Source organism: Brevibacillus sp., assembly GCF_003521185.1.
Lineage (GTDB): Bacteria > Bacillota > Bacilli > Brevibacillales > Brevibacillaceae > Brevibacillus > Brevibacillus parabrevis.
Map to the genome: position 1 here is coordinate 99,442 of NZ_DOTK01000045.1, position 23,578 is coordinate 123,019.

23 protein-coding genes and 1 pseudogene are annotated in these 23,578 nt (G+C 48.2%); 6 read left to right on the forward strand and 18 right to left on the reverse strand.

The annotated features are described in order from the left end of the window. Positions 1 to 110 precede the first annotated feature (110 nt). Positions 111 to 575, reverse strand: a complete 465-nt coding sequence (locus tag DEP07_RS13780; RefSeq protein ID WP_122964461.1) for an NUDIX domain-containing protein — start codon at positions 573 to 575, stop codon at positions 111 to 113. Positions 576 to 591: 16 nt separating this feature from the next. After that, a complete protein-coding gene (locus DEP07_RS13785; protein ID WP_122964460.1) occupies positions 592 to 1,128 on the reverse strand; it encodes a suppressor of fused domain protein in 537 nt (178 codons plus the stop codon). Positions 1,129 to 1,420: 292 nt separating this feature from the next. On the opposite strand from DEP07_RS13785, the pseudogene DEP07_RS27810 reads away from it, so the two are divergent. After that, positions 1,421 to 1,870 (forward strand): annotated as a pseudogene (locus DEP07_RS27810) (protoglobin domain-containing protein); the annotation flags it as partial. 159 nt (positions 1,871 to 2,029) lie between these two features. Next, positions 2,030 to 2,392, forward strand: a complete 363-nt coding sequence (locus DEP07_RS27815) for a methyl-accepting chemotaxis protein (RefSeq protein WP_420840588.1) — start codon at positions 2,030 to 2,032, stop codon at positions 2,390 to 2,392. A gap of 167 nt (positions 2,393 to 2,559) precedes the next feature. On the opposite strand, the gene DEP07_RS13795 is transcribed toward DEP07_RS27815, so the two are convergent. The 3 genes from DEP07_RS13795 to DEP07_RS13805 form a co-directional block, all read right to left on the reverse strand. Continuing rightward, entirely contained in the window at positions 2,560 to 3,105 is a 546-nt protein-coding gene (locus tag DEP07_RS13795; RefSeq protein WP_173596723.1) for a hemoblobin-interacting domain-containing protein, read from the reverse strand. Between the two features lie 224 nt (positions 3,106 to 3,329). Further along, positions 3,330 to 5,660: a M56 family metallopeptidase gene (locus DEP07_RS13800; protein ID WP_287102620.1), complete on the reverse strand. Its 2,331-nt coding sequence runs from the start codon at positions 5,658 to 5,660 to the stop codon at positions 3,330 to 3,332. A 104-nt stretch (positions 5,661 to 5,764) separates the two neighbouring features. After that, entirely contained in the window at positions 5,765 to 5,902 is a 138-nt protein-coding gene (locus tag DEP07_RS13805) for a BlaI/MecI/CopY family transcriptional regulator (RefSeq protein ID WP_141254154.1), read from the reverse strand. A gap of 277 nt (positions 5,903 to 6,179) precedes the next feature. On the opposite strand from DEP07_RS13805, the gene DEP07_RS13810 reads away from it, so the two are divergent. Together DEP07_RS13810 and DEP07_RS13815 are read left to right on the forward strand one after the other, a co-directional pair. Beyond that, the gene (locus tag DEP07_RS13810; RefSeq protein WP_122964737.1) at positions 6,180 to 7,430 is read left to right on the forward strand and encodes a helix-turn-helix domain-containing protein; all 1,251 of its coding nucleotides are present in this window, start codon (positions 6,180 to 6,182) and stop codon (positions 7,428 to 7,430) included. A 23-nt stretch (positions 7,431 to 7,453) separates the two neighbouring features. Next, entirely contained in the window at positions 7,454 to 7,576 is a 123-nt protein-coding gene (locus tag DEP07_RS13815) for a hypothetical protein (RefSeq protein ID WP_255679174.1), read from the forward strand. 271 nt (positions 7,577 to 7,847) lie between these two features. Here the strand turns inward: DEP07_RS13815 and DEP07_RS13820 are convergent, their stop codons facing one another. The 3 genes from DEP07_RS13820 to DEP07_RS13830 all read right to left on the reverse strand — a co-directional run bounded on the left by DEP07_RS13820 (position 7,848) and on the right by DEP07_RS13830 (position 9,763). Further along, on the reverse strand, positions 7,848 to 8,447 hold the full coding sequence (locus tag DEP07_RS13820) for a hypothetical protein (RefSeq protein WP_122964453.1): 600 nt from the start codon (positions 8,445 to 8,447) through the stop codon (positions 7,848 to 7,850). 34 nt (positions 8,448 to 8,481) lie between these two features. Next, positions 8,482 to 9,078: a matrixin family metalloprotease gene (locus tag DEP07_RS13825; protein WP_280648572.1), complete on the reverse strand. Its 597-nt coding sequence runs from the start codon at positions 9,076 to 9,078 to the stop codon at positions 8,482 to 8,484. A gap of 388 nt (positions 9,079 to 9,466) precedes the next feature. Further along, positions 9,467 to 9,763 (reverse strand): hypothetical protein, encoded by a 297-nt coding sequence (locus DEP07_RS13830; protein WP_281869648.1) that lies wholly within the window; start codon positions 9,761 to 9,763, stop codon positions 9,467 to 9,469. Between the two features lie 260 nt (positions 9,764 to 10,023). Here DEP07_RS13830 and DEP07_RS13835 point away from each other — a divergent pair, with 260 nt between their 5' ends. Then, positions 10,024 to 10,815 carry a hypothetical protein gene (locus DEP07_RS13835; protein WP_281869647.1) on the forward strand — a complete coding sequence of 264 codons (792 nt, stop codon included), beginning with the start codon at positions 10,024 to 10,026 and terminating at the stop codon, positions 10,813 to 10,815. Positions 10,816 to 11,110: 295 nt separating this feature from the next. Here DEP07_RS13835 and sufB read toward each other — a convergent pair whose 3' ends face one another. From sufB to DEP07_RS13885, 10 genes are all read right to left on the reverse strand, one after another. After that, positions 11,111 to 12,508: a Fe-S cluster assembly protein SufB gene (gene sufB / locus DEP07_RS13840; protein WP_122964446.1), complete on the reverse strand. Its 1,398-nt coding sequence runs from the start codon at positions 12,506 to 12,508 to the stop codon at positions 11,111 to 11,113. 39 nt (positions 12,509 to 12,547) lie between these two features. Next, entirely contained in the window at positions 12,548 to 12,985 is a 438-nt protein-coding gene (sufU, locus tag DEP07_RS13845; RefSeq protein WP_122964445.1) for a Fe-S cluster assembly sulfur transfer protein SufU, read from the reverse strand. Next, positions 12,972 to 14,198, reverse strand: coding sequence for a cysteine desulfurase (locus DEP07_RS13850; RefSeq protein WP_063227330.1), 1,227 nt, complete (start codon positions 14,196 to 14,198; stop codon positions 12,972 to 12,974). Before DEP07_RS13850 ends, sufU begins: the two co-directional genes overlap by 14 nt. After that, entirely contained in the window at positions 14,198 to 15,496 is a 1,299-nt protein-coding gene (gene sufD, locus DEP07_RS13855; protein ID WP_280648575.1) for a Fe-S cluster assembly protein SufD, read from the reverse strand. The genes DEP07_RS13850 and sufD overlap by 1 nt, the downstream gene beginning before the upstream one ends. Before the next feature lie 21 nt (positions 15,497 to 15,517). Next, positions 15,518 to 16,306, reverse strand: coding sequence for a Fe-S cluster assembly ATPase SufC (gene sufC / locus DEP07_RS13860; RefSeq protein ID WP_122964443.1), 789 nt, complete (start codon positions 16,304 to 16,306; stop codon positions 15,518 to 15,520). Positions 16,307 to 16,736: 430 nt separating this feature from the next. Next, positions 16,737 to 18,317 carry a phosphoenolpyruvate carboxykinase (ATP) gene (pckA, locus tag DEP07_RS13865; RefSeq protein ID WP_122964442.1) on the reverse strand — a complete coding sequence of 527 codons (1,581 nt, stop codon included), beginning with the start codon at positions 18,315 to 18,317 and terminating at the stop codon, positions 16,737 to 16,739. A 255-nt stretch (positions 18,318 to 18,572) separates the two neighbouring features. Next, positions 18,573 to 19,733 (reverse strand): M20 peptidase aminoacylase family protein, encoded by a 1,161-nt coding sequence (locus tag DEP07_RS13870; protein ID WP_281869643.1) that lies wholly within the window; start codon positions 19,731 to 19,733, stop codon positions 18,573 to 18,575. An 89-nt stretch (positions 19,734 to 19,822) separates the two neighbouring features. After that, positions 19,823 to 20,302 carry an SCP-2 sterol transfer family protein gene (locus DEP07_RS13875; RefSeq protein WP_229049746.1) on the reverse strand — a complete coding sequence of 160 codons (480 nt, stop codon included), beginning with the start codon at positions 20,300 to 20,302 and terminating at the stop codon, positions 19,823 to 19,825. A 47-nt stretch (positions 20,303 to 20,349) separates the two neighbouring features. After that, positions 20,350 to 20,742, reverse strand: a complete 393-nt coding sequence (locus DEP07_RS13880; RefSeq protein WP_063227324.1) for a VOC family protein — start codon at positions 20,740 to 20,742, stop codon at positions 20,350 to 20,352. Between the two features lie 28 nt (positions 20,743 to 20,770). Next, on the reverse strand, positions 20,771 to 21,205 hold the full coding sequence (locus DEP07_RS13885) for a hypothetical protein (protein WP_063227323.1): 435 nt from the start codon (positions 21,203 to 21,205) through the stop codon (positions 20,771 to 20,773). A gap of 311 nt (positions 21,206 to 21,516) precedes the next feature. On the opposite strand from DEP07_RS13885, the gene DEP07_RS13890 reads away from it, so the two are divergent. Next, entirely contained in the window at positions 21,517 to 23,571 is a 2,055-nt protein-coding gene (locus DEP07_RS13890; protein ID WP_122964440.1) for a methyl-accepting chemotaxis protein, read from the forward strand. Positions 23,572 to 23,578 lie beyond the last annotated feature (7 nt).

Here is a 23,578-nt window from a genome sequence, read left to right on the forward strand (position 1 = left end):
GACTCCTTTCCACCAAGCTCACAGGCATCTTGTCTGCTGCGCATAAAAAAGCACCGCTCCCCGATGAAAAGGACGGTGCTTTTGCTGCTATCGTTCCATTAGCCAACTGGTCAATTCGTCTGATCCAGCATGTTTCCCATATATCCCGGGCGATAGACTGGATCGCTCAACGCTTGCAAAACCTGATCGGGCCGCGCGCTATGATACTGTGGCAACGTTCGCCACTCCTCCAGCGTCACCCAGCCTGCCCAATCGATCTCTTCGTCCTCCAGCCCGCCGGGAATCGGCGTCTTGTCCTCTCCCACCAGCTTGGCGAGGACAGCAATCCCCACCGTATGCTTGCCAGTGCCTTCCTGATCAATCCGGTCGTCCACCCAGAGCAGACGCTCCATTTCGACCAGCAGTCCGGTCTCTTCCCATACTTCCCGCCTCGTGGCGTCCGGGATGGCTTCCAAATACTCCACATTTCCACCCGGCAAGCTGTAACAGGTTCCGTTTTTGCCCTTTTCCCGAATCACCAGCACTTTTCCTTCGTGCCAGACCACTACTGTGACTCGCAAACGTATTTCTTTCATCCCGCTCGCTCCCTTCTCAGATGGCAGGGGTACGCATAACATGCAGGGAATCGACACCGGAGTGCGCAAAACATTCCTGCAAGGCATCCAGTCCAAAACGCTCGACATACCCGGCTTCCGATTCTGCGATCGCATGCAGCATCATGAAGCGGATGACGTCGGCGCCGTTCGTATAATATTCAAAGCCGACCTCTTCAAAATAGGCGGGGGTAAGCACGGCGTGATTCAGCACAGAGCCTTCGACAATCGCCTCTTCCAGCTTGAACAGCTCTCCTGCCTGCACGCGCTTCTGCTCCTGTTCCCACTGACGGATCACCGCCGACGCAATCGTCGCCAGATGCGCGATCATTCCTTTTTGAAACTGATAGGAATACAGCATGCATTCGCTCGCTCCGGTCTTGTGCAACTCCAGCGTCACGTATGTCCACCATCCGCGCCTGCGCGATGCCGGATAAACCGCAATCAGCACATCCGCCGCTTCGAGCTGATACAATTCTCCCCGACACCCGAAAAAACGCTCGCAATGATCGATCAGTTGCCCTGTTACTAGCATATGTATATCCTCGCTTCAACAAGAAAAAAATGTGCGGTTCACCCGAAAAAAGCATGCTCCGAATCGCAAGCATACTGAGCGTATCTTATTTCCGATCCAGCCCCTTGACCATACCTATTTATTTTATCATTGCCCCAAACGAATGTACATGTTCCCCAATTTCTTTCAGCAGCGGAACATTATGCAAAGTATTCACAAAATCATCGCATTTTCCTATAGATTTTCTGGTAAAATTTGAAAAGTGTTTTCTTAACCTATCAGACAATCAGACAAGAAAAAGGGGTCGGCAGCATTGATTGAAGTAGAAAAGAAGTGGAGAGAACTACTGGATTTTTACGCTTTGACGGAGGCGGATCTGGATTTGTTAGCTCGTCACAAAGAGTACGTCCAGACTCACCTGCACGAAATTGTTGACTGTTTTTACGAAGAACTGGAAAAGCATTCGCATCTGCGCAAGTTGATACAGGCGAATGCAGCGGTCGACAGACTGAAAAACATGCAGTATGACTACGTGGAATCGCTGACGAGCAATGTCATCGACGCCCACTACATCGCAAGTCGCCAACGGATCGGCTCCACTCATGCCAGAATCGGTTTGTCCGCTTCCTGGTTTTTGGGGGGCTATTCTCTTTATTTGCGGCTGTTTTCCCAAAGGCTGCACTCCCTCAGCGATCCGGATGCCTTTTACCAGGCGCTGTCCAAAAGGGTGTTCTTTGATTCCGCGATCATTCTGGAACAATACATAGGCGAAACTATGCGCGAAAATGCGATCTACCGCGAGAACATGGAGCAAATGGCTGCCGAGTTAAGCACGACTACCCAGGAAGCGTTGCGCATCTCCTCTGTGTTTGCCGAGTCTGCAACCAATCTTGCCGTATACAATGAAGAGATCGCCCAATCCATGCGCGTGCTCAAAGAGCAAAACGAAGAAATCGAGAAATTGAGCGGCTTCGTATCCGATGTGTCTGTGCAGACGAATTTGCTGGGCTTGAATGCAGCCATCGAAGCGGCACGGGCGGGAGAACACGGGCGCGGCTTTGGCGTCGTCGCCGATGAAGTGCGCAAGCTCGCGGACAAGTCAAACGCTTCTTCCAAAGAAATCAATCATTCGCTTGGCAGCATGGTTTCCCAACTGCAAAAAATCGAGCAACAGGTCACGCTTTCCGCGCAATCAGCCGATCAGCTCGACTCCACTTCCGAGCAATTATTATCGATTATCCAAGCCTTGGATGAGCTGTCTTGCCGATTGCAAAGCAGGCAATAGTCTTTTTCAGTCGACAGCCAAGCGGGGCGAACATGTCCCGACTGGCTGTTTTTTGCTCCCGGTGCGTCCCATTGCGGCTTTCATCGCAATCCCGGCAAGCCTTTTTCGGCAAAAGAAAACCCCCGGACTTTTCCCGGGGGCCGCTGATGGAGCTTTCATGCACAACATTATCGACGTTCTATGACCTCAAACTCCACGATGGCATTCGTGTATCCGTCTACCGTGATAGCAAATTCATACGTACCAGGCGCATAGTTTCTTCCCTGAACATTCATGATAACTTTTCCTGGCTGAGTGGTATCCAGCCGGAATCCGTCAATCCATCTTTCGTTCGAGCGATCCCATACTTTCGTGATGTGTTCGCGCCAGCTTGGATCGTCCGAAAACGTGATGTGAAATTCATGCTCACTCACGACCGTCCCTGTTAAGGCAGGGGGCGCCACTGGCGGAGCCACGTCAATCTCGACTGTCACATCCTGGTAGCCTGTTGCGGAAATGACAAATTCGTATCTCCCCGGCTCATAGACGTAGTTCGACTGATTCATCATGATTTTTCCGGCTTGTGTCGTATCGATGTCACTCTCAGCGATGATCCTGTTTTCTGTTTTGTTGCGGATACGGAAAATGTTCTCGCGCCAATTCAAGTTATCGGCAAACGCGATTTCAAACATGCCGTTGCTTTTGAGCACAACGTTCAAAGCAGGTGCCGGCAATCCGCTATTCTCGACTTGCTCCCATCTTTTGCGCGGGAGTTTTGTTCGAGCCTACACCGTGCGGGCGACTTTCATCGCACACGGCGTTCCATCAGCGGATAAGAAAAATTTTACAACGGGCACGATTATTGTAGGAGAAATCATCATTTCCCCTCCACTATCCAAGGTTAAGTGTTTGTTCATTGAAAAAGGAGCGTCCAGGTCGACGCCCCTTTTCTCCTGCCTTACTTCGGATCGGCGAGGTTCATCTTTTGTTGCTTCATCAAGTATTCCACCAACGCAGATTGATCGATATTCTTGTCCCAATCAGGATTGTTCTTCGATTTGACCAGGTTAAATCCGATTGCGTAGTATGCATTTTGCTCTGCCCAAGTGTAGCTGACATGAAGCATCTGTGGAGAGGCATTCTCCTGAAGCACTTCTGTTTTGATCACTTCTTTTCCAGCAATGGAGACAGAACTGGTTTTTCCTGTACGTTTCTCTGTGGAGCCGTCCAGGACCATTCCGGTTTTTTTGAACTGCTCCAACAAGTTAGCGTCTTTGAACTGCACAAACCAGAATTGGTAAATCCCTTCCTGGTTGATGTCCGCTCCCATGTACTCCATATTGAGCAGCTGGCTTTCACTTGCCTTGCCGTCCTTCTCCCCTAGATAAATTGCTGCTGGTTGAAGTTGAGCACGTTCGATCCGATACTTCCCGAGGGGCTGAACGGGAAATTTGGGTGCAAATCCGATCGCTTTTTGCACTTGCTGCAAATCGTCGGTGTCATAAATATCGCGGGACGCGCCTTTTCGTTGCACGGTGTATTGTTTGTAGGCCTGCTGATCAGGAGCTGTCATGCTAGTGATCATTTTGGCGAAATCGGCGTCTGGGATGTCTTTTCCAAGAACGCCATCCAGACGATTATGGATGCGATACTGTACGCCGTTATCCAGCCAGACGCTGTATTTGTCCACTTCCTTTTCCCTGTGGGCAGCCGCCTTTAGCACATTCACTCCTTGTACATTCAGCGTTTCCTTTTTCATCTCTTTGATGCTGCCGTCCCGGATGGGCCAGCCCAGCTCTTCTTCTTTGACAATTTCCGTGTAAGCGGCATCCAGCCCCACTCCGCCATGGATTGCGGTAATTTCCAGGCCGCCGTCAATGTAATCATGCTCTCCGTCATTTCCCATCTTTTGCAAATACATGCGAACCATTGTCCGTTTTTTGCCTGTATGTTTGTTCTCGTCTGATCCGTGCTTCATGACATCCTCAGGTCCTACATCGATGCCTAGCAACATATAGCCTTTTGGTAAAGCAGCGGGAACTTTAAACGGAAAATCCGCGACCTTGACTGCTCTCTCCAATTCCGTATAGCTTCGAATCGGCGCATCAACCAGCACTTCCTTTTTGTTCGCCGCCAAACTGCTCACAGCATGGCTCTCCTGTATGGTTCCTGCTCCCGGCTGGGCCGCATGGGTCAACGCCGCTGTCCCGATGCAAACGACGCACACGACAGCGATTGCCGACAAGCGGTAAGAGCCTTTTTTAAACGATTGGATCATCGTAATCCTCCTGAGAATTTCCTTTTTATCGTTCGATTCGAAAAAGAACAGCAACGGTTGCCGGCTCTGTTTCGTCGATGCATGCTTGAGAAACTCAATCATGGTCAGTCCATAAGGGATCGCCTCGGCTTCTCCCAACACTTCCAGCGCACATGCGTCACACGCAAGCTCTCCGTCTGTTTTCATCTTTTTCATGCACAACCAGACAAGCGGATTCATCCAGTGAATCGCCAGCGCCAAAACACTCAGCGTGTTCCACAGCGTATCCCGTCTTTTTACGTGCGCTACCTCATGCGCCAGAACGTGGGCGAGTTGAGCATGGTCCAACTCCTTTTCCATCGCTTGTGGCAAATACACCCGCGGAGTGACTATTCCGAAAACGTACGGGCCGATCAAATCGCTTCCCGTATACAAAGGAATCGGCTGCCTGATGCGGAACTTCCGGCGGCAATTGTTCATGACAGCCAGAGTCTGCTCGTCCGTAATCCGTTTGTATGTCCGAAACCGCCTCTTTATTTTTTGCGTATAGGCGAACAATGCGGCGATGATCGTCACGGAGCCGATCAGCCACACCAGCGAAATCAATTGCAAGGCAAGACCATGCCGGGATGCAGCAGGAGCTTGTTGCTGTTGAGCTTGTTCGGGAAGAACAGGCTTCGCGATCCCATGATTTTTCTCGTTCATCGTGGTAAAATGGTTTGGAGTAGATACATTTTCTTGGCTGTTTTGTGGTAATTCCTTGGACGTTTGCCCGTCCGCAAAAGGATTTAGCGCAAGAACAGCTCTTTTTATGTCGGAAGCATATGGCAGTCCGTGAAACATGCTGACAGGGCTGTCAGGGAAGTCAGGAAGCAGCAACCGAAGCAAGACGATCATCCACAGCAAATGGCGAAAGCGTGCACTCATGCGGCGATGAAACATTTTTTGCACAGCCATCACCAGCAAGGCAACAACGCTCGCGGTCAGTGTGGAATAAAAGAACCATAAAAAAACGTCAACTACCATATCCATGTCTTTTCCCTCTTTTTATAGTTTCCAGCCTTTGCTTAGGTCTGAGAACCGTTTCCTTTTTCTCTTTCTTCTCCTGTAGCACCTGTTGCAAAAGTTCGATCACCCTATCGAACCGCCTGGTCGCTCCACTCGCTGGAGTCGGACAAATAAATCGCAATCTGCTCAGCCGTGATCGGGCTTCTCTTCCAAATCTCTTTCATGTTTTCTGGTTCCGATTCAGATATTTTCGGCAATTCTCCCACGCATTCACTCCTTTAAATTTACAGTTGTAAACGATACGTTGATAATATTACATCTGTAAATTTAAATTGTCAATATGAGGAAATCGAAAATTTGCGAGTATAACCAACTTCAAAGTACAGTCCGCAAGGGAACAGCCGGGTGTCTTCTCAGCAAAGACTCCCTCCCCCTTTTTATTTTCTGATACGTTTGCCTATACTGGAAATTTATTGACCCGTCCAATTTATTTTGTGGTAAAGTGGGTATAGATACAGATAATGGAAAAGGAGGCTCGGTGTGGTGTCGCTTTCATTAGGTGAACTCATTAGCAGCCATCGTAGTCGACGCAATCTATCTCTTTCAGATCTCGCAGAAATGTCCGGGGTCAGCAAAAGTACCTTATCCTCCATTGAATCGGGGGAGACGAAGCGGCCCAGTTATACCACGTGGAAAAAAATAGCGGACGCTATGGATATAGCGCCTAGCACGATCATAAACGCTTTTGTAGACACGACCTATCATCCGAAAACGCTGGAAATTGTCCTGGCAGAGGTGATTCGGGAAGGCTGGGAAGCACTTGTCGCGAAAGTTGCCATTCGCTATTTGGAATCTCCCCGGATTGATACATTCAGAGCGTTGGATCATATCGACGGCACCGCCAGAGATACGGAGAACAAGCGAATCAAACGTATTTTATGCGATTCGATTATTACATTCACAAGAAGTCGGGGCATACCATCCTATCTCGCCAGCGCCCTGTATGAACGGTATTTGATCGAACGAGACGACTTCTCCCGTTTCGAGGAAACGTATCGTCGCGGGAAGGAGCTGCTCCTCTACACCGAGCATCTCTATACAGAAGATCGCATCGACTACTATTACAAAATGGGTGTTCACGCCAACATTCTGGGACTGCACGACGAAAGCATCGAGTTATGCAGGCTGGGCTTGCGCGAGGATCGGACGGATAGCAAGCAAAAAGCATCGGCCTACATCTCGCTGTTCAACTCATGTGTCTACTTCGGAGACATCCACGTCGCTGCCATCTACTTGAAAGAATACGAGAACAGCCAATACGCCGATTTTCGCAAAAATCATTTTCGCGCCACCCTCTTGGCGAAAAAAGGCCAGCACGAGGAGGCTATCGAGTTGTTCCGCGTCTGCTTGCAGGAGGCGAAAAAAGAAGGGCGGATATCCATCGTCGTCGACCTCATGGCATCTTACCTGGAGGCTGGAAAAACAGACGAGCTTTTGCGGCTGATCGAATCGGAAGATCAGTTTCTCCCGGAAGCCACGCCGCAACATCCTTATCGAATGAAAACATTGGCGCAATACTACAGGCGCAAGGCACTCTGCTTGATCTCGCTGGAGAAGTTCGATCAAGGATTTCACAGCCTGAGCGAAAGCATCAAATATTTCAAACAACTGGGCACAACCTCCGAGGTCATCGATGGCATCCGCCTGTTCCTCCGCCACCATCGCACAAACAACAAAAATCTATCTTTCAAAAATATGGAAATTCTTGAAGATATATGTGATAATATTATATAAACATAGAAAAGGAGGAAAGCTTCATGAAAAAGATTCTTTGGATTCTTGCTCTTGTCTTGTTCTTTTCCTCGCCCGTCGTATCAGAAGACGTCAGTGCCGCTGCAAAGCCAAAAGCGAAGCCTTATCTGGTGGAGCCGGATTGGTAATCGTTGTGAAAAGAGAGGCGATCATGCCTCTCTTTTTTTGTTTCGTGTCATTGTTATGTACGGGTTTGGTGGGGGTTTTGTCACGGGTGTTCTGGGTTTGTTGTTAGTTATGCTCTCACATGTATTTGTTTTTACGATATGAGTAATGCATCAAATCCAAGGAGTTCATAAAGAAAAGAGAATGACCTGTCGATATGAACTTTTGTAAAAAGAGAGTAACCCGCTAGTTAGATTCTCAACTAGCGGGTTACTCCTGTTAAAACGTCATGATTTACTGCTGCAAAGGATTTTTGTCATCTTTATGACTTTCAATTATGTCGACTATCTCATTTAATTGGAATTTCTCTCTTTTATTGTCAACTTTATCATTTTTAACTTTAAATTTTCCTTGGTAGGAACCCACTATTGCATAGTGATCAGTAGAGTTTGTTTTGTTCGCTGGTGAATCATCAACATTTAGAAATAGGAGGACTTTCTCGTTTTCAGTAAATTCTGGTGCATTTTCCATATCCATAATTACGTTTTCTGTTTCTCCACCGTAAACACGAACTACGACTTCGTCTAATTCCTTACCTTTATGCGTTTTGTTTACTTTTATTGTGATATCTCGATAAATTGCATCTGCATCCTCAATCACTTCTGGCTCATTTCCATCCTCTGTATTCCATTGTGGCTGTGTAATGTGATTAATTTTACCTTCAATGATTAAGGAACTTGCTGCAGCCAGTTCCTCAGGTGATAATTCGATTAACGTACCTTCAACACGAATTGTTGACTTGGTTACATTATATGTGTCGTAAACCACATAACCAAGGCCAAAAGCTAAAATCATAGAAGAAGCGATTATTCCGCTTTTAATGTTCATTTTCATTATTTTTACCTCCTGTTATTTTTAATCCTAGATGCTATTTAGAGTGGTTAATCACATAAGCATCTTTATCATATTTTGAGAGAGGAATTTTCACTTGATCCTTATCTAAAGTTGCATACATAACAGCCGGTTTATCTGCTAAATGACCAATCCCAAGTACATGTCCCATTTCGTGAGTCATGATGGTTCGTAGGTGGAATGTATTTGAATCAGGTTTAGATCCGGTCGAATAGGCAAAAGATTCGTTGACTACTATATCTGCTTCGATAACATAGTCATAACGGTTGATATAAGCTCTTGTTTCGGCAAGTTTACCACCAGTAGTCCCAAGAGAGGCTGTGTAGATTATGTTTATCGCATCTTTTTTTGACGAAGCAATGTCTGTTTTTACAGGACTTTCCTTTAGATAATAGACGGGATCATCAACATTGTTCCATTGGTTATCAGCTGTTATAATCGCAGTTCTCTCACTTTTAGTGATTGATTTATCCAATGTGTATTCATAATCCTTATTAGGGTCCCACTTTGCAAATGCAACATCAGCATTACTTGCTTCTGCAAAACCATAACCCAAAGCAAAAAAAGCTCCTAAACACGATGTTAACAAGATTGATTTCTTAAACAAATTCATGGTAACTCTCCTTTTTAATAATAATAAAAACAGCACAATTTAAAATATACCAACAAATACCAAATTTTGTAAGTATATGTTTTTTGCATTTTTCTACAATATATTACATATTATTCTTTTGGTTATTGTGTATCAATTAATGGGAAATCCGAAAAATCTATTCTTTAAAAAAAAATCGTGCCACTAGAATGCTTTTTAGTCTTGGATCATGCTACAATGCTGGATCAAGTAACAGAAAAAGCGACAACATAAGCGCGGAAGCCCTGCTTCGGATTTTGAGTCCAAGGTAGGGCTTTTCTATTATTCGGACAAATGTATGATTGTGAAAAAGTTAGGAGGAAATAAAAAAGCACCCTTTCAGGCGCTCTGAATTGAAACAAATTTTAGATTATTTTCGCAGTTCGTATTGCCATGACCCTTTGTCATACTTGATTTTGAAGGCCACCGTCTCTCCATCCTGTCTATTGAACATGAAATAGCCTTCTTTCAATGTCTCATCCAGAAGAATAGTCGGAATGGTATCGCAAGGTTTAGCGTACTCTTGCATAATTTCGTCCTGTACGCTAATAAACGGCCCAGCTACATCCTCCTCATATTTTTTCCTCATTTCTTCAATAAGTTTCGTACTTTTTGTAAATTCATTAAAGACCCATTCCTTGCCATTATCATCCGTTACCGTTTTCATAATGCCTAAATCTTTACTCAACTACTGAAGACCATTATTTAAAAATGACGTTTGAAACGTGGCTAGATAGATTAATTATTTCACAAGGTCCAAAGTTTTGGTTCTGGTAAAAAAATCGTCGGCACATCAAAATAACCTCAAAACTCTATCACTACAAACAGCCTCCTATTTATATCATTATAACAGTACAGGAAATTACTTATTGTGTAATAGATGGTATAATTAGGATTATTTCAAATAATTGGTAAAGAGGTGTTTTAATGTTTAAAAAAGTAGCGATACTTTCGTTAGTTGGAGTTGCATTATTTTCAGCAAGCAGTGCTTATGCTTACATCAAGAATTATTCTTCTTATATCTCCCTAGATAATCACACATCGACAAAATACTCAGTTCCATTCAAGGCAACCACCACAGCTTCTAAAACTTCATATTTAGTCAATGTTTCTAGCAACGTTTATTTTAATAGTGCCTATAAAACTAGTGACGACGCTAGTGGTAGTTTAACTGCAAAAGTCAATACAAGTACAACTGGGAAGTCTGGAACAAATGGAGAATGGGAGATTGAGTCATTCCATTACCAATGGTTGAGTGAAGATGATTTAGAAGATGCTCAGAATTCTACTGACTCAGTTTATTATGATAAAACTGATTGGGCATTGCTTAAATCTTCCAGTGACAAGGAAGCCAAAGCATTCACACAAAAAGTTGACAACGCGATTAATGAGTTTAAGGCGCAAACTGTGAAAAGTATTACAAATGATTTAAACCTTGATCTTACGGATTATAAAATAATTACTGTTCGAGATGCAATAGAACTAGATAAGACATTTACCTTGCTTAATGAGGTTAAGAAAGTGCTTGATAATCAAGAAGAAGGAGATATTAAACCTACGATTTACCTTCATGAATCAAAAGAAAAAGGCTATATCCTGCAAAAGAAGGCAAACGGAATAAGTAATGCTTTTGAATTAGTTAATGAAAACGGCAAATGGTACACAACCGATGAAAAAAGTAAGAAAGGAAAGAAATTGTTACTCCCAGAAATTGATTAAGATATATCCCCCTAACAAGGGGGATTTTTTATAGTGAAGTGCAAACTGTCATCGAAACGCACGCTTTAAGGCACTCCCGCGCGGGTCCATCTTCTCAAAACCGGCGCAAATATAAAATACGTGTCCGAGCGACTAGGACACGCACACAAGCGTCAAAGTCACAACGGACACGTATTTACACATCACTAATAAGATTGAGGACGAGTCGTTCGCCCTTTACGAGAGATACGCCCAAAATGGGGAAACCATGGGGCAACCAGCCCCGCAGGAGCAGGAAAAGCCTATAATATCAAGCTTAACCGATGCTTCCCTCCATCTCGAATTTTATCAATCGGTTCATCTCCACCGCATACTCCATCGGCAATTCTTTCGTGAATGGCTCGATGAAGCCCATGACGATCATTTCGGTTGCTTCTGCTTCCGACAGGCCGCGGCTTCGCAGGTAGAAAAGCTGATCCTCGGACACTTTGGATACAGTCGCTTCGTGCTCCAGCGTGATGTTGTCGTTCATGATCTCGTTGTACGGGATCGTGTCGGACGTGGACAGTTTATCGAGAATCAACGTGTCGCACTTGATGTTGGACTTGGAGCCTTCCGACTTGCGTCCAAACTGTGCCAGACCGCGATAGGTTACTTTTCCGCCGTCACGGGAGATCGATTTGGAAATGATTGTGGACGTGCAATCCGGTGCCAAGTGAATCATTTTGGCGCCTGCGTCCTGGTGCTGTCCTTTTCCTGCTACTGCGATGGAAAGAACCGTACCTTTGGCGCGTGGGCCTTTCATGATAACTGCCGGGTATTTCATCGTCAGCTTGGAACCGATGTTGCCATCGATCCATTCCATGTTTGCATCAGCGTAAGCAACCGCACGTTTGGTTACGAGGTTGTATACGTTGTTGGACCAGTTTTGGATCGTGGTGTAACGGCAACGCGCGCGCTCTTTGATGATGATTTCTACAACAGCGGAGTGCAAGGAATCCGTGCTGTAGATCGGAGCTGTACAGCCCTCTACGTAATGCACGAACGAATCTTCGTCCGCGATGATCAGCGTACGCTCGAATTGGCCCATGTTTTCCGAGTTGATACGGAAGTAGGCTTGCAGCGGAGTTTCCACTTTGATGCCTTTTGGCACGTAAATGAAGGAACCGCCGGACCATACTGCCGAGTTCAGTGCCGCAAACTTGTTGTCTGCTGGCGGGATTACGGTCGCGAAGTATTCCTTCACGATGTCAGGATACAGCTTTACTGCCGAATCCATGTCGCAGAAAAGAACGCCCAGTTTTTCCAGGTCTTCCTGCATGTTGTGGTAAACTACCTCGGATTCGTACTGAGCCGATACACCTGCGAGGAACTTTTGCTCCGCTTCCGGGATACCCAGCTTGTCAAAAGTTGCCTTGATTTCTTCCGGCACCTCATCCCAGCTGCGGCCTTGCTTTTCCGAAGGCTTTACATAGTAGGTGATGCTGTCGAAATCGAGGTCGTCCAGATCGCCGCCCCATTTTGGCATCGGCATGCTGTTGAAAATATCCAAAGCTTTCAAACGAAACTCCAGCATCCACGCCGGCTCGTCTTTGATCTTGGAAATTTCCTCGACGATCTCGCGGGTCAAACCCTTTTTCGTACGGAATACAGAAACGTCCTTATCGTGAAAGCCGTACTGGTAATCCTGTATCTCAGGGGCTTTTTTAGCCATCGTTGCTCACTCCTTCTTCATTCATGTCCTTACCTGATGCTATTTTTGCTCTGCCTGTTTGATGCCTTGCTCCAGCGCTTTCCAGGCCAGAGTGGCGCACTTGATCCGCGCAGGGAACTTGGCTACGCCTGACAAAGCTTCGATGTCACCCAAATCAATCGAGTCGTCGATTTCTTTGCCCTGCATCATCTCGGAGAACTTGTGCGCCAGTTCAAGTGCTTCCTCCACTGGCATGCCTTTGACCGCATCCGTCATCATCGAAGCCGATGACATGCTGATCGAACAGCCTTCGCCGAGAAACTTCGCATCTACCACCTTGCCCTCTTCCACTTTCAAAGAGAGCGAGATGCTGTCGCCACAAGTCGGGTTATTCAAATTAACAATGAGTCCGTCGGATTCTTCCAGCTTGCCGCGATTGCGCGGTTTCTGGTAGTGGTCCATGATCACGCGGCGGTATAAATCATCAAGAGAAGACATTGCCGAAATACTCCTTCGTCTTCTTCAATCCCGCTACCAGCACATCCACTTCTTCCTCTGTGTTGTACAGGTAGAAGCTTGCCCGAGCGGTAGCCGTCACATTCAGCCAGCGCATAAGCGGCTGTGCGCAGTGATGGCCTGCACGAACTGCGATCCCGTAGCTGTCCAGCACAGTAGCCAGGTCATGCGGATGCACCGTATCCAGATTGAATGTAATTAAACTGCTGCGGTCTTGCTGCGGTCCGTAAATTTTCAGTCCTTCGATCTCGCGCATTTGCTCCATGGCGTATTTCACCAGGTGCTTTTCATGACGCTCGATGTTTTCCATCCCGATTTCTTCCAGGAAGTCGATCGCAGCACCAAGTCCGATCGCGCCTGCGATGATCGGCGTTCCGCCCTCGAATTTCCACGGAAGCTCTTTCCACGTAGAATCGTACATATCCACGTAGTCGATCATTTCACCGCCAAATTCCATCGGCTCGACTTGCTCCAGCACCTCGCGCTTTCCGTACAAAACGCCGACTCCGGTAGGGCCAGCCATTTTGTGGGCAGAAAACGTGTAAAAATCGCAATCCAAATCCTGGACGTCGATTTTTTTGTGCGGAGCGCCCTGAGCGCCGTCCACGAACAAAAGGGCACCGTGCTGATGAGCAATCTGGGCAATTTCCTTGATCGGAGTAGTATCTCCAAGTACGTTGGAAATATGGTGAATGGCAACGATCTTGGTATTGTCTGTTACTGTTTCCTTGACCGCTTCGAGAGTGACGGTACCGTCCTCTGCCAGCGGAATGAACTTGAAGGTCGCTCCGGTAGCCTTGGCTGCCTGCTGCCACGGAATGAAATTGGCGTGGTGCTCGACTAGCGTGGTCACAATCTCATCCCCGGGCTTCAGAACCAGACGCGCGTAGCCGTAGGCAATCGTATTGATCGCCGACGTCGTACCGCGCGTAAAGACGATCTCCGCCGCTTCGCGGGCGTTGATGAAGGCGCGAACCTTCTCTCTCGCGCCCTCGTAGCCGTCTGTCGCCCGGTTGCCCAAGGTGTGCACGCCGCGGTGCACGTTGGAGTTGAACTCCTTGTAGTATTTATCCATCGCCTCAATTACCGGAAGCGGTTTTTGAGAGGTTGCTCCATTGTCTAGATAAACGAGCGGATGACCGTTTACCTCTTGGTGAAGGATGGGAAAATATTTCCGAAGCTCCTTGGCGTTCATTAGCCTAACTTCCTTTCAAGCGCCTGACGGAGTTTGTTTCTCACTTCTTCCACCGGAATCTCGGAAACGACCGGATCGAGGAAGCCGAGAATGATCAGACGTTCTGCGCCCTGACGGGAAATTCCACGCGACATCAAGTAGTAGATGGACTCTTCACTGAAGCGTCCTACCGAAGCAGCATGCCCCGCTTTGACGTCATCCTCATCGATCAAAAGGATCGGGTTGGCATCGCCACGAGCTTTTTCACTCAGCATCAGGATATTTTCCGCCTGCACACCGTTTGCCTTTTCAGCGCCTTTTTCGATTTTGGTGATACCGTTCAAAATGCTGACTGCTTCACCTGTCATAACAGCCTTGCTCACCATGTCAGACTCGGAGTGGGTTCCGATATGCTGCACCTGGGAAGTCAAGTTTTGACGCTGGGAACCTGTCCCTACCGAAATGGACTTGGTCAGTGCGTTCGAACCTGTTCCTTTGAGAACAGTAGTATTGTTGGCAACCGTGTTGCCATCGTTCATTTCGCCCAAAATCCATTCCATGTTTCCGTCACGATCAACGATTGCGCGACGGAAGCTGTAGTCGTGCACTTCTGTGGACAGGGAACGCACGGAAGCTACCTGCACGGATGCGCCAGCTCCTACGAACACTTCCGCAATGCTGTTCGCTACCATGCTTTTGCCTTCGCCAGATACGTATGTATCGACGTAGGTTACTTTGCTGTTCGCTTCTGCCACGATCAACACGTGAGGAGCCAACAGCGCATGGTCACCAGCGATTTCGTATACAACCTGAAGCGGTGCATCTACTTCTACATTTTTCGGAACGTAGAGGAAAACGCCGCCGTTTGCAACTGCGGCATGCAGCGCACTCAGTTTATGCTCGTCTTGCGCGATGACTTGATGCATGTATTTTTGAACGAGTTCGCCATGATTTTGCAAAGCGTCAGCCAGCGTTGTAAAAATCACGCCTTGTGCTTTCAGCTCGTCTGTCACGGCATGAAAAACGGTGGAGGCATTTTTTTGCACAACCAGGTTTTTCACGCTGTCCACATCTATTTGCCCTTTTACCAATTCGCTCAGCTCATTGGCCGACGCTACCTTGGCAGTGGTTTGAAACGGATCGAAATCAACAGTATTCCACTTGTCAATCTTCGTTTTCTCCAAAGCGGGAAGCGGAAGCTCTCCCGCCGCCTTCAGTCCGGCGAGGCGCTTTTCCAGGAACCAGGCAGGCTCCTGATTAGCTTTGGAGTACTCGGTGATCGCTTCGGAACCGAAGCGGAGCTGTACATCCACACTCATTTCACTGCTGCCTCCTTCTTCCTACACGTTGGCGTTTACGGTTTCGTCCTCGATGCCGAGCTCTTCTTTGATCCAGTCGTAGCCTTCTGCCTCCAGGCGCTCAGCCAATTCAGGACCACCGGACTTCACGATACGACCTTGCATCATGACGTGTACGAAGTCAGGCTTTACATAGTTCAGCAAACGTTGGTAGTGAGTGATGATCAAGAAACCGCGGTCAGCGGAACGCATTTCGTTTACACCATTGGCTACGATTTTCAGCGCGTCGATGTCCAGGCCGGAGTCAATCTCATCGAGGATACAGATGCTTGGCTCCAGGAGCATCATTTGCAAAATTTCATTGCGCTTTTTCTCCCCGCCGGAGAAACCTTCGTTCAGGTAGCGGTGAGCAAAAGAATCGTCCATTTCCAGCGTGTTCATTTTTTTGTCCATCTCGCGGATGAATTTCATCAGGGAGATTTCGTTGCCTTCGCCGCGACGCGCATTGATTGCGGAACGCAGGAAGTCAGAGTTCGTTACGCCACTGATTTCGGACGGGTATTGCATAGCCAGGAACAGACCTGCGCGTGCGCGCTCGTCTACTTCCATTTCCAAAAGGTCATCGCCATTGATCAGCACTTCGCCATCTGTTACCTCATATTTCGGGTGACCCATCAGCGTAGATGCCAGTGTCGATTTACCGGTACCATTCGGTCCCATGATCGCGTGCACTTCTCCGCCCTTGATTTCCAAATTCAGACCCTTGAGGATCTCTTTTTCTTCGATCTTGGCGCGAAGGTTTTTTATTTGCAAATGCGGTACTGCTGTCATCTGAATTCCCTCCATACACGTCAAAAGTGAGTTGGTAAATTCTCAATCCATTCTCAATAACTATCTTATAATAAGAATAATTATAAATCAAGGAATGAAACATATCTGTATTTTTTATATCATTATATATAGAAAGTACGCTTTTGCTTCCTATTTCCTTTCCAAATAGGGCACCCACCCAAGCATTTTTTCCCAGTTCGCTTCTTCCAATACCCTTTTCCAAATTCCTGAAAAAGTTTCTTGTCCTCAGTTGCCCGAGATTGTTCCCGAAATGGAAAAAGCCACACCCGATGGCTCGTGTAAAAGCCTGCCATTGGAAGCTTACCCGAGTGAATATCGCGCGTCAAATGGAAAAGCTGTGCCTGCCATAAAAAAACCCGTCAGCGGCAAACTGACGGGTTTCGCAATCAAGCTATAGGTATAGGTGCGCTTACGCTTTTGGACCTGCCGTAGCGATATCCGTTGCGTTCGGGAATTTCTTCTGGAAGTTCTCGATGAAACGTGCAGCCAAGTCAGCTGCCTGTTTGTCGTAGTCTTCCTTGTTTGCCCATGTGTTGCGCGGTTGCAGCACTTCTGCCGGCACGTTCGGGCAAGAAGTCGGCACGTGTACGCCAAAGATTGCATCTTGCACGTACTCTACTTTTTCCAGCTCGCCGTTCAAAGCTGCGGTAACCATTGCACGCGTGTAGGAAAGCTTCATGCGCTGTCCGACACCTACAGGGCCGCCAGTCCAGCCAGTGTTTACGAGGTAAACCTGAACATCGCGCTCATCGATCTTTTTACCGAGCATTTCGGCATAAACAACCGGATGCAGCGGCAGGAAAGGAGATCCAAAGCATGTAGAGAACTCGGTTTGCGGAGCCGTTACGCCGCGCTCTGTACCTGCCATTTTGCTTGTATAGCCGGACAGGAAGTGATACATCGCTTGCTCTTTGTTCAGCTTGGAGATTGGAGGCAGAACGCCAAACGAATCGGCAGTCAGGAAAATGATGACGTTTGGCTGGCCGCCCACTCCAGGAATCACTGCGCCGGAGATTGCCTCTACCGGGTAAGCTGCGCGCGTATTTTCCGTATATTTGGTGCTGTCGTAATCTGCTGCGTGAGTAACAGGGTCTACGTCTACGTTTTCCAGAACCGTGCCGAATTTGATGGCGTTCCAGATTTGCGGTTCGCCTTCTTCGGACAGCTTGACGCATTTTGCGTAGCATCCGCCCTCGATGTTGAATACGCCATTGTCGGACCAGCCGTGCTCGTCGTCACCGATCAAGAAGCGGTTCGGGTCAGCGGACAAAGTCGTTTTGCCTGTACCGGACAATCCGAAGAACAACGCTACGTCGCCGTCTTTGCCTACGTTTGCCGAGCAGTGCATGGACAGTACGTTGCGCTCAGGCAAGAGCATGTTCATGACGCTGAAAATCGATTTTTTCATCTCGCCCGCATACTCGGTGCCACCGATCAATACGGTTTTTTGCTCAAAGCTCATCACGATGAAAGTTTCGGAGTTGGTTCCGTGAACCGCCGGATTTGCTTTGAAGTTCGGCACGTAGATGACAGTAAACTCTGCTTCGTGCGCTGCCAGTTCGTCCGCAGAAGGACGGATGAACAGCTGATGCGCAAACAGGTTGTGCCAAGCGTATTCGTTTACGACGCGGATTGGCAGACGGTAAGTCGTGTCTGCACCAGCAAAACCGTCAAACACAAACAGCTCGTTTTTCGTTTGCAAGTAGTGAAGTACGTCCTGCTGGAGTACCTGGAATTTTTCCGGGGAAATCGGCTGGTTAACCGGCCCCCAGTTAATCTTATCGTGTACGGAAGCTTCGTCCACCACAAATTTGTCCTTTGGCGAACGGCCGGTAAACTTGCCTGTTAGCGCATTGAGCGCCCCCTTGTCGGTCAAAATCCCTTCGCCACGCTTTACTGCCATCTCAACGAGTCCAGCTACAGGCAGGTTGCGATGTACCTGAGTAGCTCCCAGAATGTCAGAAAGCTTGTGAACCGTATTGGTCTCCATGTGTGAACGATCTCCTTCCCAAAATGTATATCCAGTTAAGTTAACTTTTTCATTGTCGTTCGATTTGTAATTAGTATATCACATTTAATCAAATAAGCCACATAATTTTATAATCTGTTGTGGAGAATGTGTGAATAACCTCCCTTGTAGTTTTCCCATCCTACAGTATTTCAGTTCTTCCTCTTCATGTCCACCCCCTAGTGAAAGAATGGATGCAAAAAACCCGCTGCATCAGCGGGTTAGACAGTGCATTTTTTAGCCCAAAGTCTTGGCAGCAGCGTGCTCAAACGTGCGAACGATGACGCGGCTGAGGATTCCGACACCGTCTTTTAGAGCCGACTGCTCGAATTTCATCTGCGGGTGATGCAATCCGGGCTGCAAGTCGCAACCGAGAGCGAGCATGGTCGCTTTGATTCGCGGCCGCTCCACTGTGTAATAATGGAAGTCTTCCGCTCCCGGGCTGACTGGCGCAGGCTTCAGGTTGTCCGCTCCGAGCACGTCGACGATCGCCTGTTCCATCAATCCTTTCGCTTCCTCATCCACTTCCGCGGCAACCATTCGCGAGCCTTGTTCCAGCTTGATTTGCGCTTGATAAGACGCAGCAATTCCTTCTATCATCTGGCGGACGCGGGCAATCAGCTCGTCCATCGCCTGATTCGTTTGCGCGCGCAAATCGAGGGCGAATCTCGCTTTGTCGGGAATGATGTTGTAGCTCTCTCCTCCCGCTTGCAGCATCGTCATTTTGACAGTGGCCGGGACCATCGGATTCAAATGGATTTGACCGATTCCCGAGATGATCGCTCCTGCCACTTCGATCGCATTCACCCCGAGGTGAGGTCTGGCTCCATGCGCTGACACTCCCGTGATCTCTCCGTACAAAAACATCGCCCCGCCGTTGTAAATGGCTGGCCCTGCTGTGCCATTCGCCATTTCCTGAATCGGACGGAGATGGACGCCGTACAAATAGTCGATGTCGTCCACGACACCTTTTTCCACCAGCTTCAAAGCGCCTGTGCCTTTTTCTTCTGCCGGCTGGAACAAGATTTTCAGCTTTCCGGGCGGCTGGTAGCCGGATGCAATCAACGCCTCCACGGTTTCGACAATCATGGTCATGTGCGCATCGTGCCCGCAGGAATGATTGGCGCGCCACTCCCCGTCCACTTCTTGCCACAGTGCATCAATATCGGTTCGAAGTCCTACGACAGGCTTGCCTTCTCCCCATTCGGCGACAAGTCCCGTACAATCAGCAAAAGTGGTCACCTTAAGCCCAAGCGCCTGCATCCTTTCGACCAGATAGCGTGTCGTCTCGACCTCCTGCCAGCTGATTTCCGGATTCGCATGCAAATAACTGAATGTTTCGTCAATCGTTTGCCCACGCGAAACAATCGTCTCTTTCAACGCCAAGCTATTAGACATGATTGCGCCTCCCCCAATCGTTTCTTCCTCATTATACCACATTTTCGCTATTTATTCGGAATCGTTCGAAAGTGGGGGCGGCTGGCCGGCTACTTGCACGTCAGCCGCAAAATCGCATCGAGCTTCAACTGATCGCGCAGCGTGCCGACTATTTTCACCTGCTGCTTGGCTAGTGCATATACAAGCTCATCCCCGCCAAACAGCATCTCCATCTGATGTTCGCCTCCCCTGACGATCAGGTCGGCGGATTGCTCCTCCTCCCAAATGCCTGCCGAAACGCCGCCTTTTGATATCGTCAACTGCCAACGCGATGCCGTATCATCGATCACGATCCCGATCCGTTTTTCCCAGCCAGTCGTTACAAACCGCAGGTGCGTCTTCTTTTGCAGCCGTTCGCCAACCTCGTCAAGCAATTTGCCGATCCCGATCATAGGTACGCCCCCTCTCTTTTCCAATGGGTTCGTTTTTTGCTCCGTCGAATCCTTTGGCGAGGAATAAGAACCGTTGTCGGGTCTTGTCACGGCGGCTGCCTTTTTCTCGACACTGTTTTTTTCGCCTGTCGAAATCATAAAAAAAGCACCTGCGATTGCCGCAGATGCCTGTTTGCCTTTACCTGTTATTCATCAAATTCGTCCTTGTCCAGTCGAACCTCCAGATGATGGCCATCTGGCGTCTCAAAGTACAAGTTAAAACTCGTAGGCTGCGTGATCGGACCTCGGTAGCAAATGTTTTCTGCTTCCAGCTTGTCGACCAGATAGTCCAGCTCAGCACGGCTCGTTACGGAAAAGGCGAGGTGATCTACCTGCCCTACGCCACCCTTGCCTTCCGCCCCGCCATGCGGATGGAGACCGATCCGTGTGTATGTGCCAATTTGAAAGTAGACAGGTGCTCCTTCCACCATATTCTCTTCCGGGATGGGGACTTCCAAAATGTCCTTAAAAAACCGAGCTACCTTCACGACATCGCTGCAATTCAACGCGATGTGGTGAACGCCTTTCAAATGAAACATTCACACTGCCTCCCACGTCAACTAAAGGTCATGCGCTTTTTTGCGACACTTGCTTGCGTTTATTGTACTGCTTCAGTCGTTCGCTTAACCGTTTCAAGCGATTCATAAGGGCTTCGCGCCACTCGTCATCCTGCAACTCCTTCGCGACTCCGAGCAAATCCAAGGAAATATCGATCTGCTGCTTCAAAACTTCTGCGAAGCTTGCAGCTTCATCCGTCATGGTACAATTCTCAAACAACTCGGATGTATTGTCAACATTGACAAAATCAGCGAAATCGACTTCCGGCGCCTGATCTCCCTGAGCATATTCTACTAAAATTTCGTACTCTCCCTCAATAGCGGGATGAACCTCAATTCTGTCACATACAGGACAAAACATGATGGGGACATTGTGTACAAGCGTTTTATAATGACGGACTGAGCCTACGGAACCTACCATTCCAGCACCACAACAAAAACTCATAAATAGTCTCCCTCCTTGTTCTCCAGACTTCAGAACAACTGCGTCTGGCCGAAACTATCTGTCTGTATCCGCATTGTAACCCGTAATCCCATGAATGCTCTACCCGCAAAAAGATACCAATCGGTTTATGGTAAAACAATTAGTTATCCCATTGTACTCGATTTGCCACTGTTTGAACACCGTTTTCTGATTAATTTGAAACTTTTCCCGCATTCACCTAAATTTCATACAGATTTCATACAGAGAAGTTTGAATCAAACCGATATAGGGAATAGTTATTCAGCTAGTAAACGAAAAAGGAGAGCGGATGTATGTTTCGTTTTAAAAGCCTACGAGCCAGGACTCTTACCATTACCCTTCCTGTCATTGTCATTACCTTGGCACTTCTCATGGGCATGGCCTTTATGTTCTCCTACACGCTGTTGAACAAGGAACTGACGGACAAAATGAACTATCAGTTGGACGTGCTTAGCGGCAAAGTGGAGAAAGAACTGGAGACACACAGCAAAGTCACAGAGCACATGGCACGGACAATTGAAATGACTCCTCTTACGTATTCGCTGGAGCAACTAGATTCCCTGCTGAACAAAACAGTTCCCGTGAACCAGACCTCGGTCGGGATGGGAATTTTCATGGAGCCGTATGCCTTCGATCCGAGCAAACAGTTCGTTTCGACTTATGGCGCAAAAAAAGACGGCAAGGTGGACATTACGTATGAATACAGTACACCCGCCTACAACTACCCTAGTCAAGAATGGTACAAAATCGGAAAAGCAACATCAAAGGTGACCGATTACACGCCGCCTTACTATGATGAGGTTTCCAAAATTTCCATGATGACTGTGGTGGCTCCGTTTTACTCCCCCGACAAAAAGCTTTTGGGTGTAGCCACAGACGACATTACGCTCACAGACATTCAAACGATGGTTTCCGGCACGCAAGTAGGCAAGACTGGCTGGGCTTTCATGCTTGATCAGGACGGCAAATTCCTGTCTCATCCGCAAACGGACAAGCTGATGGTGCAATCCGTGCAAAGCGACAGCAACACGTCGCTTGCCGAAATTGGTCCGGCCATGCTTTCAGAAAAGGAAGGCGCGAAAACTTTTACCGATGAGAACGGGATCAATCGCTTGTACTTCCAAAAAATCGCTGGCACAAACTGGACAATTGCTCTCGTCATGCCGGAAAATGAATTTTTCGAGCCTTTGAGCATGCTGTTTTATCAGCTTTTGGCAGTCAGCCTGTTTGGGCTTTTGATTCTCATCGCCGTCATTTATTTCTTCAGCAAGTATTTGACCGGACAAATCAACAAGGCAAACCAGCTCTCGCAAGCATTGTCCGCTGGCGATTTCACCGCTTCGATGGATGTGAAAACGGCCGATGAGATGGGCGTCATGGCCAGCCGCTTCAATACGATGACCGCCAATCTGCGCGACACGCTTGGGCAGGTCAGCTATAACGCACAGCAGGTCGCCGCTACTTCCGAACAACTGATGGCTAGCGCCGAGCAGACGAGCAAAGCGACAGAGCAGATCGCCCAGTCTGTCCAGGAAATCGCCTACGGGACAGAACTGCAAGTGGACGCGACCAATCAGGGCAGCGATGTGATCAACGAAATTGCCCAACATATTTCTTTGATGGAAAAAGGAATCGAAGAAGTCAGCTCCTCCACTCGCGATGCAAACCGTCAGGCGACAGAAGGCAACCAGATGGCCGCCAAAACGGTAGAGCACATGACCGTGATTCACGACCAAATGAAGCAAACGGCAACGACTGTCAACGCACTGGGTCAACGCTCTCAGGAAATTGGACAGATGATCTCGCTCATCACTTCGATTGCCAACCAGACCAACCTGCTTGCCCTGAACGCCGCCATCGAAGCTGCCAGAGCAGGCGAACAAGGTCGCGGCTTCGCCGTAGTAGCCGACGAGGTGCGCAAACTGGCTGAACAGTCCAGCTCGGCGGCTGAACAAGTAAGCAACATCGTCGCCGACATTCAGCGCGATACGGAATCCGCCATCGCTGCCATGAGTCACGGCTCCGTCATCCTCGGAGAAGGCATGTCTTTGGTGAACTCGACGGGAACGGCATTCGAGCAAATTACTGACTCCACCTCGCTCCTGCTTACCCGCACAGACGAGGTATCGGCTGAAATGAGAAAAATCAGCCAGGAAATGCAAGCGATCGTCTCAGCCATCGACCACATTTCGCAAATCGCGATGCAATCCGCGGGCAATTCCCAAACCGTCGCAGCCGCAGCGGAAGAACAAAACGCTTCCATGGAAGAAATCTCGGCAGCAGCGACCATGCTGGCCAAAATGGCCGAAGAGTTGAACGACAACGTGCGTTCGTTCAAGCTCAGTTAGTTGGTTT